Here is a 15,535-nt window from a genome sequence, read left to right as displayed (position 1 = left end):
CAGAATTATGTTTTCCGGTGCTCGCGTCAACTCCATACTCGATCATGTCTAGTCGGAGATTCTTACGCGAGGCAACGTGCCCTGCCCAGGCAGAGGGCTGAGACTGCGTCAACTCGGGGTATAAAACCTTTAGACAGGGGTAGAATAATGCTTGGCTTATCTTTAAGAAGCGCAGTATAGCCCGCAAAAGGAGCATCGATATGAGGATAAGGAAGTCCGTCTCGGCTGTGGTGGCGACGGTTATCGTTGCGGCCCTTTTCAGTGGCGCTGCTGGCTCGATGACTGTAGTTGCACATGCGGAGTCGATATCTAACACGGGCCAAACAGTTACTTCAGCGATGCAGGCCTTGTCGGATCGCAACGATCTGGCCCATGGCGGCGATGGTCGTATCGCTGTTGGTGATCGTGAAGTTGTGCGATGGCATGGTGGAATTCCAGTAGCGGAAGTGGCCAATTCTCACCAAGTATCCACGTATAGTTGGACATCATGGGGGGCGCAGAGTCGCCCTTTTTGTGCTGCGCCATTCCGTGCACAAACTACCAGCCAAAATCAGGCCTTGGGCCAACAAAATCGCAGATGTTCTTGAGCAAACAGAGATATGAGAAAAGGCTCCTATTATTTTCACCTTGGGTAAAGCCGGGATCCCGTACGACGTTGCCAAGGCGGCTGCAGATTGGATCATTTTCTTCCTAGGCTGAGGTTCGACGTGGTAGTATCTAAGAAATTCGATGATTTGCTGGGGATGTTAGGCGCAATTGTCTTTTTTCTCGTCATCGTTATTCTTGTTATGGCCCCCTTCATTATGATTCCAGCGTTGTTCGCCTTGGTGTTTCAGGAGTGCTATCTAGATTCGCCGTGGACATGGGAGACTGTTGTCCTGGGCGGATTAGTGCTGTTTGCACTGGGGATGGGTGTTTCCCTGCTCATGGGGGTGTTGGCGAGGGTCGTCGCCCCCTTGACTCATCCTGTGGTCAACAGGGTCTTTAAAGAGATTCTTGAGTTCCTTGTGCTTTGGTGGTTTTATTCCACTCTCATGCACCCGGCTAGCTATGCTTTTTGGGCGAGCATTGTGGTGATGATTATGACCACTGTTACCGAACCCATTCTCGATAGGGCCATCGAACGACAGAAGCACGCCCCCAACCAACCTTGACCCGGTAGGGCGCTGAGTGCTTTCTACGCGCCAAGAAACCCATGCTGGGTTTCTACTGTTGTGGCGAACACAACCCGATATCTTCGTAGTTGAGGGCGGTAGACGATGCAAGCGGTGTGTCTTGACGAGCTCGGTGTGGTAGCCGAATCCTCAGGCCATTACCTGTTCCCATTCGTCGCGGTGGTTCAGCATCGTGTGCGCGGCTTCTTGGGCGGCCTTGATGGAATGGTTGGCTCCCCATCCGCACTGCACTTCGTTAGCAGCGGGGGTGGCGTCGAGCTTGAGGATGTCGCGCAGGGTGGTCTCGACAAGTTCGCATGTGCCTGGGACATCCGGTTCTCCGATCATGATGAGGTAGAACCCGGTCTGGCATCCCATCGGCCCGAAGTCGATGACGGCGTCGGAATGGTTTCGCACGCACTCGGCGAAGGAGTGCTCCAGGGAGTGCACCGCAGGCATGTCCAGATGTTCCTTGTTGGGCTGGCAGAACCTCACGTCGTACTTGGTGAGGGTGTCGCCAGCGGGTAGGTGCTTGACGTCGGCCACACGCACGAATGGTGCTGCCACCTTGGTGTGGTCCAGGTTGAAACTTTCGACGTTCATTTTGTGTGCCATGAACCCATCCTCTCGCATCGACACGAATCCCACACGGGCAACCAGCCAGCTGTGGTTAAAGCCCGGCGGCAGCAATAAATCCGTCGCAGTCTCCGTCAATTTGTACCCGTTCACCAGCCGGAATCCAGACGGCCTGACCGCGTACGATCTCGTCAGTTCCATGAGAGCCTGAACAGACCGCATACCCATCCGTAATGAGGAGTATTCGAGCTAGCTCGCTTGCCGGCATCATGGCGGGGCAGGTGGTGTCGAGGTCGAGCTGCCAGAGTCGGAACTGGTCGTCAATGCCCGGGAATACGCGCATTCCCGGGTCTACCTCCTCCGCCGCAATGATCCGTGGCTCCTGTGTCTGGAACGAGACGATTTGGATGAGGGAATCGATGTCAATGTGCTTGTTGGTGAGTCCGCCCCGCACGACATTGTTGGAATCGGCCATGATCTCAATGCCCGTGCCCGATAGGTATGAGTGCATGAGTCCCGGGGGTACAGACAGCGCCTGGCCCGGTTTCAGGTGAACTCGATTGAGCATGAGCGCTGCCAGGATCGAGGGGTCCCCGGGAAAATACTCGTCGAGCTCGACGGCGGTGCGAGCGAACTCTCCCAGGGGTGTGTCCTCTCCTACGTGGTTGACGGCTCCTGAGACCACCTCGGTGACGATCTGACGCCGTACGTCGTCCCCCGCGAGGCAGTTGAGGAAGGTTTCGGCAAGGGCGGCCGAACCGGAACGTTCGGTCAGCGATCCCAACACCGGGTCAGTCGGGGTGAGGACCTCTAGCTCATCGAACAGCTGACGGGTCTCGTGCGGATCGCGGAATCCGCACAACCCCTCAAAATCGCTGAGGGCGACGAGAATCTCGGGCTTGGGCCAATCGTCGACGAAGGTGCGGTGGGGGTCGTCAACGCCAATGCCGTCCTGGTTCTCTCGAGCGAATCCAGCCCGTGCCATCGCGGCGTCAGGATGAGCTTGCAGACTTAACGGGTGGTAGGCCGAGAGGATTTTGAGGAGAAAGGGTAAGCGGGCACCGAAGACTTTTCGGCTGCGATCACCGAGTTCGTCAGGGTGAGCGTGGATGTAGTCGGTGAGCGGTATCCCATCGAGGGTCGACGGCGAGGTCTCATGGGCCCCGAGCCAGTATTCGGCCCACGGCTTTCCGTCAGCCTCTTTTCCGAGGATGTCTGGGATCGCATCGTAGGAGCCCCAGGAGTACGTCCGAACCGTTCCGGTCAGGCGTTTCATAATGTGCCTCTCGTCATGTGCATCGTTGCCGACGTCGTAGGTGTCATCTGAGCAGTTGTGCGCTACGGGAGCGGCGTTGCTGGCTGCGAACCCGCTGAAGTCGTCCCACCAGGGACGGCGCGTACTGGGCGGCCTTTTCGTCGTCGATGAGCTCGTTGAGTCGCAGGTGGTATCGGGGGGACGATAGGCCGAGGCTGTCGCGAATGGCGGTCTCCTTGTCAACGCTCAGACTCCCGGCTTGCCAGGACTCCTCAAGATCCAAAATCGCGCGATCCGAGGCGCACAACTCGGCGGACTCTGCGGATTCGGGGGTGATGGAATCTGACACAGTGCCAGTTTAGGGGCCATCCCGGCATAAACGGGTGGGTGACGTTGCGGGCCCCGTCGTCATCGTTGGTAGTACGACTGGACATGTTCCGCTCACGAACTCTTTGCACTCGCTGGGTGTGAGTGCTAAACATGTCATTGGCACTCGACAAGCGAGAGTGCTACCGCCCGGATTGGTGTTGCGAGCGCCGGTACGAGTGGTCCTCCCGGTGATGAGATCACCAGATCGTCCGTCGCGGGCATCACGGGGAATCACAATGCGGGGTCGCTCCCGCCGCATCAATCTGACGTCCACGGGCTACCAGGCCCACCGGAGCGGAGGAATCCCCTAAACATGGCAAAGCTCATCGAATTCAACATCGAGGCCCGCCGCGGGCTCGAGGCGGGCATGAATACCCTCGCCGACGCGGTCAAGGTCACCCTCGGCCCCAAGGGCCGCAACGTCGTTCTCGAAAAGTCGTGGGGCGCTCCCACCATTACCAACGACGGTGTCTCCATCGCCAAGGAGATCGAGCTCGACGATCCCTATGAGAAAATCGGCGCCGAGCTCGTCAAGGAGGTCGCCAAGAAGACTGACGACGTCGCTGGCGACGGCACCACTACCGCCACCGTTCTGGCGCAGGCCATGGTTCGTGAAGGCCTGCGCAATGTCACCGCTGGCGCTAACCCGATGGGCCTGAAGAAGGGCATCGAGGCCGCCGTCCAGGCTGTTAGCGCTCGTCTGTCCGACATGGCCATCGACATCGAGACCAAAGACCAGATCGCCTCTACCGCCTCCATCTCGGCCGCCGACCCCACCGTCGGCGAGATTATCGCCGAGGCCATGGACAAGGTTGGTAAGGAAGGCGTCATCACCGTCGAGGAGTCCAACACCTTCGGCCTGGAGCTTGAGCTCACCGAGGGCATGCGTTTCGACAAGGGCTACATCTCGCCCTACTTCGTGACTGACACCGAGCGCATGGAGGCTGTCCTCGAGGATCCCTATATCCTTATCGTCAACTCCAAGATTTCATCGCTGAAGGATCTCCTGCCGGTCCTTGAGAAGGTTATGCAGTCGGGCAAGCCGCTGTTTGTCATTGCCGAGGACGTCGAGGGTGAGGCCCTGGCTGGCCTCATCGTCAACAAGATCCGCGGAACCTTCAAGTCTGTCGCCGTCAAGGCTCCAGGCTTTGGCGATCGTCGCAAGGCTATGCTCAATGACATCGCCATCCTGACTGGTGGCCAGGTTATCTCCGAAGAAGTTGGCCTGTCCCTCGACGCGGTGACCCTGGACTTGCTGGGTCGCGCTCGTCAGGTTGTCGTCACCAAGGACGAGGCCACCATTGTCGACGGTGCCGGGGATTCCGAGCAGATCGCCGGCCGTGTTTCTCAGATCCGTAAGGAGATCGAGAACTCCGACTCCGACTACGACCGCGAGAAGCTGCAGGAGCGCCTCGCCAAGCTCGCTGGCGGCGTTGCCGTCATCAAGGTGGGCGCTGCTACCGAGGTTGAACTCAAGGAGCGCAAGCACCGCATTGAGGACGCCGTGCGTAACGCTAAAGCCGCCGTTGAGGAAGGCATCATCCCTGGTGGTGGTGTCGCCCTGCTGCAGGCCTCCAAGGCCGCTGAAATCGAGGGCCTGGAGGGCGACGAGCTCACCGGTGCACAGATCGTTCTGGCCGCGTGCACTGCCCCGCTCAAGCAAATCGCTATCAACGCTGGTCTTGAGGGCGGCGTCGTGGCTGAGAAGGTCGCTGGTCTGCCCGCAGGACAGGGCCTCAACGCGGCCAATGACGAGTATGTCGACATGGTAGAGGCCGGCATCATTGACCCGGCCAAGGTGACCCGTTCGGCTCTGCAGAACGCCGCGTCCATCGCGGCCCTGTTCCTCACCACTGAAGCCGTCATCGCTGACAAGCCCGAGCCTGTTAAGGCTCCCGCTGGCGGCGGTGATATGGACGGTATGGGTGGCATGGGCGGCATGATGTGATCGTGCATTGCCTTCGCTGATTTGAGGTGGGGCGGTCCTAGTGGCCGCCCCACCTCGCTGTCTTGTTACAAACGTGGTAGTTGTTCGTGCGGTGCGCATGCGTACATGAGAGAGTCAGCTCACTCCGGGAAGGATCAGATGGCTGGGGTGATGATGTCACGCACCAAGGTGTCGAGATCGGCATCGGCCTGGAGGAACTGGCGAAGAGTTCTGCGGGTGGCACCAAACGTGTCGAACTCCTTGATCGTCATTCCATCAGGATCGTAGGCGCGCATGAACTCCGGGATCTTCTTGAGAGCATCGAGATGCTCGGCAGCAACCGGTTCATCTATGCGTGGGACAACGTGGTAGTCAGAGTCGTTAATGCGCTTTTGCCACTTGAACGGCGGGGAGACCACGAGGTCGCCACCGATAAGTTCGGACCACTGCAAGACGTTGCGGAATGCGGCGCACAGCACCCGGGAGTGGAATCCGCGCTCGACGAAGATCTGGTTGGCGCGCTTGATCGCGGCAATGCCGGCCCACTCCAGGTGTCCGGGGTCGATAAAGAGGCGGTCGCGCTCGGCCACGATTTTGAGCCAGTCGTCAAGGCGACCGGCCATAATTGTCACTACAGGTCCCATTTCGTCAATGGGCTTGCCTTCGGCTACACGACGCTGCAGCCCTCGCTCGATGGCCTCAGCCGATTTCACTGCCTGAGGTACGGTGAAGGACACCGTCACGTTGACCGAAACGCCACGGTAGGTGGCCTCCTCGATCGCCTCTATGCCCACAGAGGTGCAGGGGATCTTGACGATGATGTTTGGCGCAAGATTACTGAACTCTTCGGCCTGGTCTGCCAGAGCCTTGGCGTCGCGATGCAGCCGCGGATCGGTCTGGATGGAGAGACGACCGTTTCGGCCCTTGTGCTCGACGAAGATCGGCTCGAGGAGCTTTGCGGCTTCGACTGACATGTCCTTGATGGCCTGCCATCCGATTTGGGACTCTCCCCACGTGGGATTGTTCTCGGCGATAGCGCGAATACGGTCTTCCCAGATGTCTGGATGCTTCTTGATGGTCGTGTAACCGATAACCGGGTTGCACGTGGCACCGACGCCGCCGAATGCAATGGACTGACGAAGTTCGTCTAGATCGGCCGAGTCATTCCACAGCGCCGTCGGGGTCGTGCGGGACGCGTCAAGGAGCGGACCTGGGGTGTAGTTGATCTTCATGGCAACTCCTGTGCGAGGTGTTCACCGGCTCGTCGTCGCCGCCGGTACAAGATCTAGCCAACACCGCAAAGTTTGTCCTGTCAAATAATCTCGCCGCGGCGTCAGGCGTACACCGTGTTCTCATAGGCATAAATGGAGGCGCGGTACACGTGCTGTCCAAACTCGATGACGCGGTTGGACTCGTCACATGCCGTGCGTTGCATCGTGAGTAGGGCGGCGCCGGGTGGTTCGTTGAGCAGACGTGCCTCGTCAGGGAGGGCGAGACGGGCGCTGAATCGCTGATGGCCTACCGCGACGACGACATCCCTGCTGCGCAGATAGTCGTAGAAACCAGTGGTTCTCAGCTCTTCTGCACTGGGCGCGAGGTCCACGGGTACCCAGTTCGTCATGATGGCCAGCGGTTCGTCCTGGGACATTCGTAGTCGGCGGAAATGGGCCACTTCGGAGTTGCTGGGCAGGCCAAGCGCTGCGGCTACTGCTGGCGGGGCGGTTTCCACTGTCCAGTCGAGCACGCTGGTGCGCGGCCTTTGGCCAGATGCCTGGAGGTCGTCATAAAGACTCGTGAGGTTCATGGAGCGGTGCACTCGGGTGGGGGTCACCTGGGTGCCGATGCCGCGTCGGCGGATGACGAGTCCACGTTGGGTCAGGGTTTCAAAAGCTCGCCGCGCGGTGGGACGCGATACATGCAGGCGTGCCGCCATGGACATTTCGTCTTCGATGCGCGTTCCGGGAGGAAGCTCGCCGGATTCGATGAGTTGCGCCAGGGGTTCGGCGATCTGGGTGTGGAGTGGTTCTGGGCGCGATCGGTCGATGGTGATGTCAGCGATGTAGGGCTCGTTCTCCACTGTCGTTCCTCATTTGTGGGTATGTACTGACGCACAGTCTATTGGTGGGCAGTGCAAGGGGCGGACCGATCGTACGGGCTGCGTCAGGATATAAGCGGGCGGCGATTTCTGTATTCGGAGTAGGGTGGCTGGCAACATTATCAATTGTATTGACATATGTCTCTTGGTTGGTAGTATCTGAGGCGTTAGACATCCTCGATGAAGTGGAGTCGTCATGGTATCCAGCCGCCGCCGTGACCTTGATGTGCTCACGATGGGACGAATCGGTGTAGACATCTATCCGCTGCAGTACGGGGTGGGGCTTGAGGATGTCACGTCGTTCGGAAAGTTCCTTGGCGGTAGTCCGACCAATGTGGCCGTCGCGGCTGCCAGGCTGCGTCATTCTGCCGCAGTCGTCACGGCAGTAGGCGATGATCCCTTCGGGCGGTTCTGTCGCCGCGAGATGGCCAGACTCGGTGTCTATGACAACTATGTGCTCGTCAATTCCGAATTGCCCACTCCGGTGACGTTTTGCGAGATCTTTCCTCCCGACGACTTCCCGCTCTACTTCTACCGGCGTCCTACCGCTCCAGATCTGAGGATCACTCCGGACGACGTGCCTGAGGATGCTGTGAGGAATGCGCAAATCCTGTGGCTTTCGGTGACTGGCTTGTGTCAACAGCCTTCCTACGACGCACATTGCCGAGCCCTTGAGGTGCGCGGTAAGGCAGAACACACCGTCCTCGACCTCGACTACCGTTCGATGTTCTGGCAGTCCGCGGCGAAGGCTCATGAAGCAGTCTCAGCGGTGTTGCCGCACGTGACGGTGGCGATCGGAAATCGCGAGGAGTGTGAGATGGCGGTCGGGGAGTCCGACCCCGACCGAGCTGCTCACGCACTGCTTGATGCAGGCGTTCAGCTTGCCGTCGTCAAGCAGGGGCCCAAAGGTACCTTGGCCATGACCCGTGAGGAGCGCGTGGAGGTCGCCCCCACCCCAATCGACGTTACCAATGGCCTCGGAGCCGGAGATTCCTTCGGCGGAAGCCTATGTCACGGGTTGCTAGAGGGATGGAGCCTCGCCGAGACGATTCAAGCAGCGTCGGCCGCAGGAGCCCTCGTCGCGACGCGGTTGGAGTGTTCCACCGCGATGCCCTCGGAACCGGAACTGTTCGCGATGATGGCGAAACATCCGGACATTGCCATCAAAGAGGAGCATCTGTCATGACGCGCACCCCGCTTATTGACAAGCTGTTAGATCGGCGACTTGCCGATCCGGTGCGTTTTGCCGATCGCGTCCGGCAGCGTCCCCGAGCGACGTGGAGCCCCACTGAACCGCTGATGGTCGTCGCGGCTGATCATCCTGCTCGCGGTGCACTCGCAGCGGGAGGTCGTGCCGATGCCATGGCTGACCGGGAACACCTCCTCGAGCGCTGCGTGACCGCATTAGGACGTCCCGGGGTCAATGGGTTTCTGGGAACTGCCGACATGGTTGCCGACCTGGCGAACCTCGACGCTCTAGATGGCAAGGTTGTATTCGGTTCGATGAACCGAGGAGGGTTCGCTGGAGCTTCCTTCGAGCTCGACGACCGAATGACGGGCTACGACGTGCAAGGAATCCTTGACGAGGATCTGACCGGTGGCAAGATGCTGCTGAGGTTCGATCTATCCGACCCAGGTACGGCTACCACGGCACAGGCCTGTGCTGAGGCTGTGACGACTCTGGCCAGGGCGAGGCGAATTGCCATGGTGGAACCGTTCATCTCCTACCGTGCTGACGATGGCAAGGTCGTCAACGATCTTTCCGCTGACGCGGTTGTGAAATCGGTGGTCATGGCTTCGGGTCTTGGCGCCGATACCTCGTGGACCTGGCTCAAATTGCCCGCGGTTGACGATATGGAGCGGGTGGTACGAGCCACCTCGCTGCCCATTCTCCTGCTTGGGGGAGAGGTGAGCACGGATCCTGAGGAGACCCGGCGTCGTTGGGCCACGGCACTGGCCGCACGCCATGTCCGTGGACTCGTCTTGGGACGATCGGTCCTCTATCCGCCGGACTCGGACGTGGCAACTGCCATTGACAACGCTGTTCAATTGTTGGGAGTACAAGCATGACGGAACTAGTTCTTCGATCTGGGAGCACTGCCTCGGGCTGTCGCGACGTTGTTGTTGACCCTAAGTGCGCTGGCTGGACGTACTCCGGTCTAACTATTGCGAGTTTGACGAAAGATGAGACCCTTGAGCTGACCACCGACGACCACGAGTACCTCGTTCTACCTCTGGAAGGGTCGTTCACAGTGCAGGGTGATGGGTTCCGAGCCGATCTCGCCGGGCGCAGCACTATCTGGGGTGAGGTCACCGACTATGCCTTCGTGCCCCGTCACAGGACAATCACCGTCACTGCTGTCAGTGGCGGACGGGTGGCGCTGCCCAACGCCCTCGCTAGTGAGGACCTTGAGCCCAGGTATTGCCCGCCCACGGAGGTGCGTGTCGAGCTGCGTGGGGCGGGTAATTGCTCGCGCCAGGTGGTGAACTACGCCGTTGCTAACCCGGTGCATACCTCCAGGTTGCTGGCCTGCGAAGTTCTCACCCCGGGGGGTAACTGGTCCTCTTACCCTCCTCACAAGCACGACGAGGAGTCGCAGGTCGAGCACGAACTCGAGGAGATCTACTATTTCGAGATTCGCGGTGACGAGCACGGCCCAGGGATGGCATTCCACGGGACCTATGGCACGCCGGACCGTCCCATCCACGTGGCAGAGATGATTTCGAACGGTGACGTAGCTCTGGTGCCGCATGGCTGGCATGGGCCGTGTGCAGCCGCCCCCGGCTACGACTTGTACTACCTCAATGTGATGGCGGGGCCAGGCGCCGCTGAGTGGAAATCAGTCGACGATCCGCATTACGGGTGGATTCGTCAAACTTGGCAGGACCAAGATATCGACCCGCGCCTGCCGCTAGCGGTGGACGACTCAAAGGAGTGATTATGACTGAGCAGACTGTGAGGCTCAGCGTCGGACAGGCCATCGTGCGCTATCTGACTCATCAGTACACCGAGCGGGACGGGGTTGAACGCCGCTTCATACGCGGAGTCTTTGGGATCTTCGGCCATGGAAATGCTACTGGTTTGGGCCAGGCGCTTTTGCAGAATGAGGCGGCCCCCGACGATGAGGAAGGCCGACTTGAGTACTGGATGGGCCGGAACGAGCAAGGTATGGTTCACGCCTGTTCCGCCTACGCCCGCGCTACGAACCGGTTGCAGGCGTTAGCTGCCACCGCGTCCATTGGGCCGGGTTCGCTCAACATGGTCACCGGTGCGGCTCTCGCCACCACCAATCGGGTACCGGTGTTGCTCTTCCCATCCGACATCTTCGCCAATCGGGCACCTGATCCTGTCCTTCAGCAGCTGGAGGACCCCACCAACCCCGATGTATCGTGCAACGACGCGTTCCGTCCGGTCTCGAAGTTCTGGGATCGAGTGAATCGTCCCGAACAGCTCATGGTTTCGCTGCCTCGTGCGATGCGGGTGCTTACTGATCCTGTGGACACGGGAGCTGCCGTCATCTGTCTACCGGAAGACGTACAGACCGAGGTGTACGACTGGCCGGTGTCTTTCTTCGCCAAGAAGGTGTGGTACATCGATCGCCGCCTCCCCGATAGGGCCGCTGTGGTGCGTGCAGCGCAAGCCATCCGTGCCGCACGCTGTCCACTCATCATTTCTGGTGGAGGCACGATCTATTCCGAGGCCAGCCAGGAGCTGCGGGACTTCGCATCTGCTACCGGCATCCCGGTCGCCGACACCCAGGCGGGGAAAGGTGCAATCAATTGGGATCATCCGTGCGCCGTTGGTGGCGTTGGTGCGACTGGTTCCGACTCAGCGAATGCGCTGGCGGCCCAGGCCGACCTCATCATCGGCATCGGCACGCGGTACTCCGATTTCACCACCGGTTCGCAGACGGCCTTTAAAAATCCGGACGTGACGTTCGTCAACGTCAATGTGGGGGCCTTTGATGCCGCCAAGCAGGGTGCGCAGATGTTGGTGGCCGATGCGCGTGAGGCTCTCACGGCCCTGTCGAAGGAGCTTGACGGCTACCGCGTTCCTCAAGAATGGAGCGACCTCGCTAGTGCGAAGGCCAAAGCGTGGGCAGAGGTAACCGATCGTTGCTACCACCTGGGGCACGGTCCGCTCCCGGCTCAGACCGAAGTGTTTGGAGCGCTCAACGAGCTCATGGGTGACGACGACGTGGTCATTAATGCTGCCGGTTCGATGCCTGGCGACTTGCAGTGTCTGTGGCGTGCCAGCACTCCCGTGCAGTACCACGTGGAGTATGCATTCTCGTGCATGGGCTACGAGATTCCGGCGTCATTGGGCGTGAAGATGGCGTTGCCGGATTCCGAGGTCGTTGCGATTGTCGGTGATGGCACCTACCAAATGCTGCCGATGGAGTTGGCAACGATCGTCCAGGAGGGTGCGAAGGTCATTCTCGTATTGCTTCAGAACTACGGATTTGCCTCCATCGGGGCGCTGTCGGAGTCTCACGGTTCTCAGCGGTTCGGGACGAAGTACCGCCAGCACGATGACGGTCAAGGTCATGTGGTCGGGGACGACGCCCTGCTACCCCTTGACATTGCCGCTAACGCGCGGTCGTGGGGTATTGATGTCCTCGAGGTTCGTACCATCAAGGAGTTCAGGGAGGCTTACCGCAAGGCCGAGGCGTCTGATCATGCCACGATGATCCATATTGAGACTGACCTGTACGGGCCCAACCCACCTGCATCGGGATGGTGGGATGTACCGGTCACGTCGCAATCGCGCCTGAAGTCGACGCAGAAAGCCTATGCCGAGTACACCGGACAGGTTGCCGCACAGCGCAGGTTTTTCTGACCGCATCCCCGATTCCCGGTTGGAAATTAGGCGACGTGTCGTAGTGACGGTACGAGGAGATCCAGTTTTGGCTGGATCCCCTCGTGAGTCCGGTTATCTTGTTGTTCCCGTGGGGCGTGATCGTCGTGATGCGGAGCTGAGTGCTCAGGCGTTGTCGAAGAAGTGCATCATGCTCAACGTGATCGTCAGGGCGACGGTCATGAGACCGGAGACGATCGTAAGGATCGGAGCTTGGTTGATGACGCCGGCAATAGCTAGGGCGAACAGAACCAGTGCTGCCGGGACGAAGCGAAGCAGTGTGACTGCCTGACTGTGCATAACCGACCCCATACCGGCAGGGGTACGCAGAATGATTCCAGAGTCAACGTAGCTCAAGGACATGTGTGATGTCTCAACTCCCTTTCGGATGCCGAAACATGACCGTACGGCCGTGCTCGGCACGGCCGTGTGCGCGCTCAAGATTCCTCGAACGGTTGGGAACTGCCCCAACGACAAACATGTTAGCACAATTGCCAGGGAATCTACACAACGGTTGCGGGGGTGGTGTTACTTCATTAGCGGCATGTTGGTGGGCACCGAGATGTTCTGGCGGCGTTGCGAGCGCTTGGATAGACGGGGTGGGTCTGCGGTCTGGAACCGGGATTTCTATTTGTTAGTACAAATTACGTCAAATAGGCTATTATGAGCTGCGTTGGCCACGGAGCTGGTCGCCCCCGACGTCCATCGACAACGAAGGAGTTCTCGAGCATGAAGACCATTAGACAATGGGTCGGTGGTGAGTACTACGAGGGATCTCCGCTGGGAGTGATTCCCGTTGAGAACCCCGCAACCGGTGAGGTAACTGCAGAGCTGTTGCAGGCGTCCAAGGAAGATTTGGACCACACCGTAGAGGTGGCCCGTGATGCGCAGAAAGAGTGGGCAAACTACTCGCTGTCAAAACGAGTGGCGATCATGTTCAAGATGCGCCAGCTCGTGCTAGACCACCAGGACGAGATGGCGCGGCTCATTGTCGAGGAGCACGGCAAGAACTACTCCGACGCGATTGGCGAAATCCAGCGTGGTCGGGAGACCTTTGACTTCGCGACAGCGATCAACGTTGCCCTTAAAGGCGAATACTCTCATGACGTGTCCACCGGAGTCGACATCCACACCACCCGTCAGCCGGTCGGTGTCGTCGCGGGTATCTGCCCGTTCAACTTCCCAGCCATGGTCCCGATGTGGATGCACCCGCTGGCCGTTGCTACTGGAAATGCCTTCATTCTTAAGCCAGCATCGCCTACGCCGTCCGCTTCGCTCCTCACCGCGGAGCTCTACAAAGAGGCCGGGCTTCCCGACGGCGTCTTTAACGTGCTTTCGGGGGACCGCCGCAGTGTTCAGGACATCCTGGTTCACCCGGGTATCGACGCTATTTCGTTTGTTGGTTCGACGCCAGTGGCTCACATTGTCCAAGACACCGGCGTAAGCCATGGCAAGCGCGTCCAGGCCCTCGGCGGTGCGAACAACCACGCCATTGTCATGCCCGACAGCGATCTGGACTTTGCTGCCCAGCACATCTCCGCATCCGCTTTCGGAGCTGCTGGTGAGCGTTGCATGGCCCTTCCTGTGGTCGTCGCCGTCGGGGGCTGCGGTCCGCAAGTAGCCGAGAAAGTTAAGAAGCATGCCGAGGCCATCAAGGTCGGAGAGGGCATGGGCGAGGGTGTCGAGATGGGACCCGTCATCTCCGCCAAGGCCAAAGATCGTATCGTCGGCCTCATCGATGATGCGGAGAAGCGTGGTTCGAAGGTCGTCCTTGACGGGCGCGGCCTTACAGTCCCGGGCTACGAGAACGGGCACTTTCTCGGCCCGACAGTCCTTGACGACGTGCCCCTGGATGCCCCGGTCTACACCGAGGAGGTTTTTGGTCCGGTACTCGCCATCGTGCATGCCGACACCTACGAGGAGGCGCTGAAGATCGTCAACGCTCAGCCATTTGGTAACGGTTCTGCCATATTTACCAACGATGGCGGTGTGGCCCGTCGCTTCACCCTTGATGTGGAGGCGGGCATGGTTGGTGTCAACGTGCCGATTCCGACCCCGGTCGCGTTCTATTCGTTCGGTGGCTGGAAGGAGTCGCTGCTGGGCGATACCCACATTCACGGTCCAGAAGGCGTTACCTTCTACACCCGTGCTAAGGCAATCACCGAGCGCTGGCCAACGGAGAAGACCTACGCCGCGACGATGTCGTTCCAGCGCGAGGAGTGACACGGCGTATGTAGATCGAGGCGGTCAGGACCTGTTCCTGGCCGCCTCGTTACCCTTGTGCCGATGTCACCATGCCGACGGGAAGGGGCACGTCGATGCGCAACCCAACTCAGACCGATGTTGCACGCATGGATGGGGTCTCTCGTGGTCTGGTATCCCTGGCCCTGGCGGGACGCCCCGGAGTCTCGTCAGCCACTCGTCGGCGCCTCCAAGACGCAGCCGATAGGCTTGGTTACAGCCGGGATCTGTCAGCCGCCAGCTTGGCGACAGGGAGCTCTCCGGTATTGGGAATAATCCTTCCCAACTTGCGTAATCCCTTTTTCGAGACGGTCGTCTCGTATCTTTCCGTCGCGGCGGAGCGTGTTGGGTGGTTACCGCTCGTGGGCACCGCCTCGGACGACACTCGCCATGAAGAGGCGGTGCTGCGCCGGTTTCGCGAGTTCCGAGCTGTTGGAGTCATTGTCGTTTCGCCAGTGGGGGACCTCGAGTCGCTTGCCGCACTCAGCGGCCCCACATCACCCCTGGTTCTGCTGGGAGCCGAGAACCAATCTGGCGTCGTCCCCTGTGTCCACGTCGACGAGGACACCGCGGCACAACTCATCGTTGAGCACCTGGGCTCACAGGGAGTGCGTCGCGTTGTCTCTCTGGCTGAGGAATGCGGATCGGGGATGGTGTGGGTGCTACGGCGACGCGCAGCCCTTATTGCAGCATGTCAGTCTGCTGGAATCGAGTGTGTACCCGCAATAGTGGAACGAGGTGAGGCGGTCGCTCCCATTCTGGCGCGCTTCATTGACGACGCGCAGACCGATGTCGGTGTCGTGGCGCACAATGATGTCGTCGCGCTCGATGCCCTGTCGGTACTGCGCTCCGTGGGGCTGGAGTCTCGGCGGTGGATTCCCGTTGTGGGTTTCGACGACACTCATCTGGCCTCGCGCCCGGAGTTTGATCTGACGTCGGTGAACCAGCAACCCGGCGCGTTAGTAGACGTCGCGCTCGACATGGTGGCAGGTGCGGTCCGAGGTCTCGATCACACCGTTGAGCCTCGCCTGGTCGTCAGATCCTCCTCGAAGCGCTGATG

At 59.8% G+C, this 15,535-nt stretch carries 15 protein-coding genes; 9 read left to right on the top strand and 6 right to left on the bottom strand.

What is annotated here, in order from left to right; translation table 11 throughout:
• The first annotated feature begins 200 nt into the window (after positions 1-200).
• Both ACOYO3_RS10005 and ACOYO3_RS10000 read left to right on the top strand, forming a co-directional pair.
• The gene (locus ACOYO3_RS10005) at positions 201-587 is read left to right on the top strand and encodes a hypothetical protein (RefSeq protein WP_002524715.1); all 387 of its coding nucleotides are present in this window, start codon (positions 201-203) and stop codon (positions 585-587) included.
• A gap of 87 nt (positions 588-674) precedes the next feature.
• Positions 675-1,154 carry a hypothetical protein gene (locus tag ACOYO3_RS10000; RefSeq protein ID WP_002524716.1) on the top strand — a complete coding sequence of 160 codons (480 nt, stop codon included), beginning with the start codon at positions 675-677 and terminating at the stop codon, positions 1,152-1,154.
• A 150-nt stretch (positions 1,155-1,304) separates the two neighbouring features.
• Here ACOYO3_RS10000 and ACOYO3_RS09995 read toward each other — a convergent pair whose 3' ends face one another.
• From ACOYO3_RS09995 to ACOYO3_RS09985, 3 genes are read right to left on the bottom strand one after another with little or no spacing between them, the layout of a single operon-like run.
• Complete coding sequence (locus tag ACOYO3_RS09995) at positions 1,305-1,787, bottom strand: S-ribosylhomocysteine lyase (RefSeq protein ID WP_002518770.1); 483 nt, start codon at positions 1,785-1,787, stop codon at positions 1,305-1,307.
• Between the two features lie 37 nt (positions 1,788-1,824).
• A complete protein-coding gene (gene manA, locus ACOYO3_RS09990; RefSeq protein WP_002520050.1) occupies positions 1,825-3,006 on the bottom strand; it encodes a mannose-6-phosphate isomerase, class I in 1,182 nt (393 codons plus the stop codon).
• A 43-nt stretch (positions 3,007-3,049) separates the two neighbouring features.
• Positions 3,050-3,334 carry a DUF3263 domain-containing protein gene (locus ACOYO3_RS09985; protein ID WP_002516713.1) on the bottom strand — a complete coding sequence of 95 codons (285 nt, stop codon included), beginning with the start codon at positions 3,332-3,334 and terminating at the stop codon, positions 3,050-3,052.
• A 333-nt stretch (positions 3,335-3,667) separates the two neighbouring features.
• Here ACOYO3_RS09985 and groL point away from each other — a divergent pair, with 333 nt between their 5' ends.
• Entirely contained in the window at positions 3,668-5,302 is a 1,635-nt protein-coding gene (gene groL / locus ACOYO3_RS09980; protein ID WP_002516697.1) for a chaperonin GroEL, read from the top strand.
• A 134-nt stretch (positions 5,303-5,436) separates the two neighbouring features.
• Here groL and ACOYO3_RS09975 read toward each other — a convergent pair whose 3' ends face one another.
• Together ACOYO3_RS09975 and ACOYO3_RS09970 are read right to left on the bottom strand one after the other, a co-directional pair.
• Positions 5,437-6,513, bottom strand: coding sequence for a transaldolase family protein (locus tag ACOYO3_RS09975; RefSeq protein ID WP_002520051.1), 1,077 nt, complete (start codon positions 6,511-6,513; stop codon positions 5,437-5,439).
• Positions 6,514-6,614: 101 nt separating this feature from the next.
• Positions 6,615-7,358 carry a GntR family transcriptional regulator gene (locus tag ACOYO3_RS09970; protein WP_002516652.1) on the bottom strand — a complete coding sequence of 248 codons (744 nt, stop codon included), beginning with the start codon at positions 7,356-7,358 and terminating at the stop codon, positions 6,615-6,617.
• 214 nt (positions 7,359-7,572) lie between these two features.
• Between ACOYO3_RS09970 and iolC the strand changes: the two genes are divergently transcribed.
• From iolC to iolD, 4 genes are read left to right on the top strand one after another with little or no spacing between them, the layout of a single operon-like run.
• Positions 7,573-8,562, top strand: a complete 990-nt coding sequence (iolC, locus tag ACOYO3_RS09965; RefSeq protein WP_002524718.1) for a 5-dehydro-2-deoxygluconokinase — start codon at positions 7,573-7,575, stop codon at positions 8,560-8,562.
• Positions 8,559-9,446: a Cgl0159 family (beta/alpha)8-fold protein gene (locus ACOYO3_RS09960; RefSeq protein WP_002523104.1), complete on the top strand. Its 888-nt coding sequence runs from the start codon at positions 8,559-8,561 to the stop codon at positions 9,444-9,446. The genes iolC and ACOYO3_RS09960 overlap by 4 nt, the downstream gene beginning before the upstream one ends.
• On the top strand, positions 9,443-10,315 hold the full coding sequence (gene iolB, locus ACOYO3_RS09955) for a 5-deoxy-glucuronate isomerase (RefSeq protein ID WP_002529380.1): 873 nt from the start codon (positions 9,443-9,445) through the stop codon (positions 10,313-10,315). Before ACOYO3_RS09960 ends, iolB begins: the two co-directional genes overlap by 4 nt.
• Before the next feature lie 2 nt (positions 10,316-10,317).
• Positions 10,318-12,216 (top strand): 3D-(3,5/4)-trihydroxycyclohexane-1,2-dione acylhydrolase (decyclizing), encoded by a 1,899-nt coding sequence (iolD, locus tag ACOYO3_RS09950; RefSeq protein ID WP_002525502.1) that lies wholly within the window; start codon positions 10,318-10,320, stop codon positions 12,214-12,216.
• A 144-nt stretch (positions 12,217-12,360) separates the two neighbouring features.
• Here iolD and ACOYO3_RS09945 read toward each other — a convergent pair whose 3' ends face one another.
• Positions 12,361-12,597, bottom strand: a complete 237-nt coding sequence (locus tag ACOYO3_RS09945; RefSeq protein WP_002524721.1) for a hypothetical protein — start codon at positions 12,595-12,597, stop codon at positions 12,361-12,363.
• A 366-nt stretch (positions 12,598-12,963) separates the two neighbouring features.
• On the opposite strand from ACOYO3_RS09945, the gene ACOYO3_RS09940 reads away from it, so the two are divergent.
• Positions 12,964-14,457, top strand: coding sequence for a CoA-acylating methylmalonate-semialdehyde dehydrogenase (locus tag ACOYO3_RS09940; RefSeq protein WP_002520055.1), 1,494 nt, complete (start codon positions 12,964-12,966; stop codon positions 14,455-14,457).
• 95 nt (positions 14,458-14,552) lie between these two features.
• Positions 14,553-15,533: a LacI family DNA-binding transcriptional regulator gene (locus ACOYO3_RS09935; protein ID WP_255993244.1), complete on the top strand. Its 981-nt coding sequence runs from the start codon at positions 14,553-14,555 to the stop codon at positions 15,531-15,533.
• Positions 15,534-15,535: the final 2 nt, after the last annotated feature.

Source organism: Cutibacterium sp. KBN10P07758, assembly GCF_050286205.1.
Classification (GTDB): domain Bacteria; phylum Actinomycetota; class Actinomycetes; order Propionibacteriales; family Propionibacteriaceae; genus Cutibacterium; species Cutibacterium acnes.
Note: the sequence above shows the minus strand (reverse complement) of the source record. Positions and strands in the feature narration are given on the sequence as shown.

What these genes read in the sequence shown, in the direction of transcription:
- ACOYO3_RS10005 (WP_002524715.1), top strand. Translation starts at nt 201, where the DNA reads ATGAGGATAAGGAAGTCCGTCTCGGCTGTGGTGGCGACGGTTATCGTT.
- ACOYO3_RS09995 (WP_002518770.1), bottom strand. Translation starts at nt 1,787, where the DNA reads ATGCGAGAGGATGGGTTCATGGCACACAAAATGAACGTCGAAAGTTTC.
- manA (WP_002520050.1), bottom strand. Translation starts at nt 3,006, where the DNA reads ATGAAACGCCTGACCGGAACGGTTCGGACGTACTCCTGGGGCTCCTAC.
- groL (WP_002516697.1), top strand. Translation starts at nt 3,668, where the DNA reads ATGGCAAAGCTCATCGAATTCAACATCGAGGCCCGCCGCGGGCTCGAG.
- ACOYO3_RS09975 (WP_002520051.1), bottom strand. Translation starts at nt 6,513, where the DNA reads ATGAAGATCAACTACACCCCAGGTCCGCTCCTTGACGCGTCCCGCACG.
- iolC (WP_002524718.1), top strand. Translation starts at nt 7,573, where the DNA reads ATGGTATCCAGCCGCCGCCGTGACCTTGATGTGCTCACGATGGGACGA.
- ACOYO3_RS09960 (WP_002523104.1), top strand. Translation starts at nt 8,559, where the DNA reads ATGACGCGCACCCCGCTTATTGACAAGCTGTTAGATCGGCGACTTGCC.
- iolB (WP_002529380.1), top strand. Translation starts at nt 9,443, where the DNA reads ATGACGGAACTAGTTCTTCGATCTGGGAGCACTGCCTCGGGCTGTCGC.
- iolD (WP_002525502.1), top strand. Translation starts at nt 10,318, where the DNA reads ATGACTGAGCAGACTGTGAGGCTCAGCGTCGGACAGGCCATCGTGCGC.
- ACOYO3_RS09945 (WP_002524721.1), bottom strand. Translation starts at nt 12,597, where the DNA reads ATGTCCTTGAGCTACGTTGACTCTGGAATCATTCTGCGTACCCCTGCC.
- ACOYO3_RS09940 (WP_002520055.1), top strand. Translation starts at nt 12,964, where the DNA reads ATGAAGACCATTAGACAATGGGTCGGTGGTGAGTACTACGAGGGATCT.
- ACOYO3_RS09935 (WP_255993244.1), top strand. Translation starts at nt 14,553, where the DNA reads ATGCGCAACCCAACTCAGACCGATGTTGCACGCATGGATGGGGTCTCT.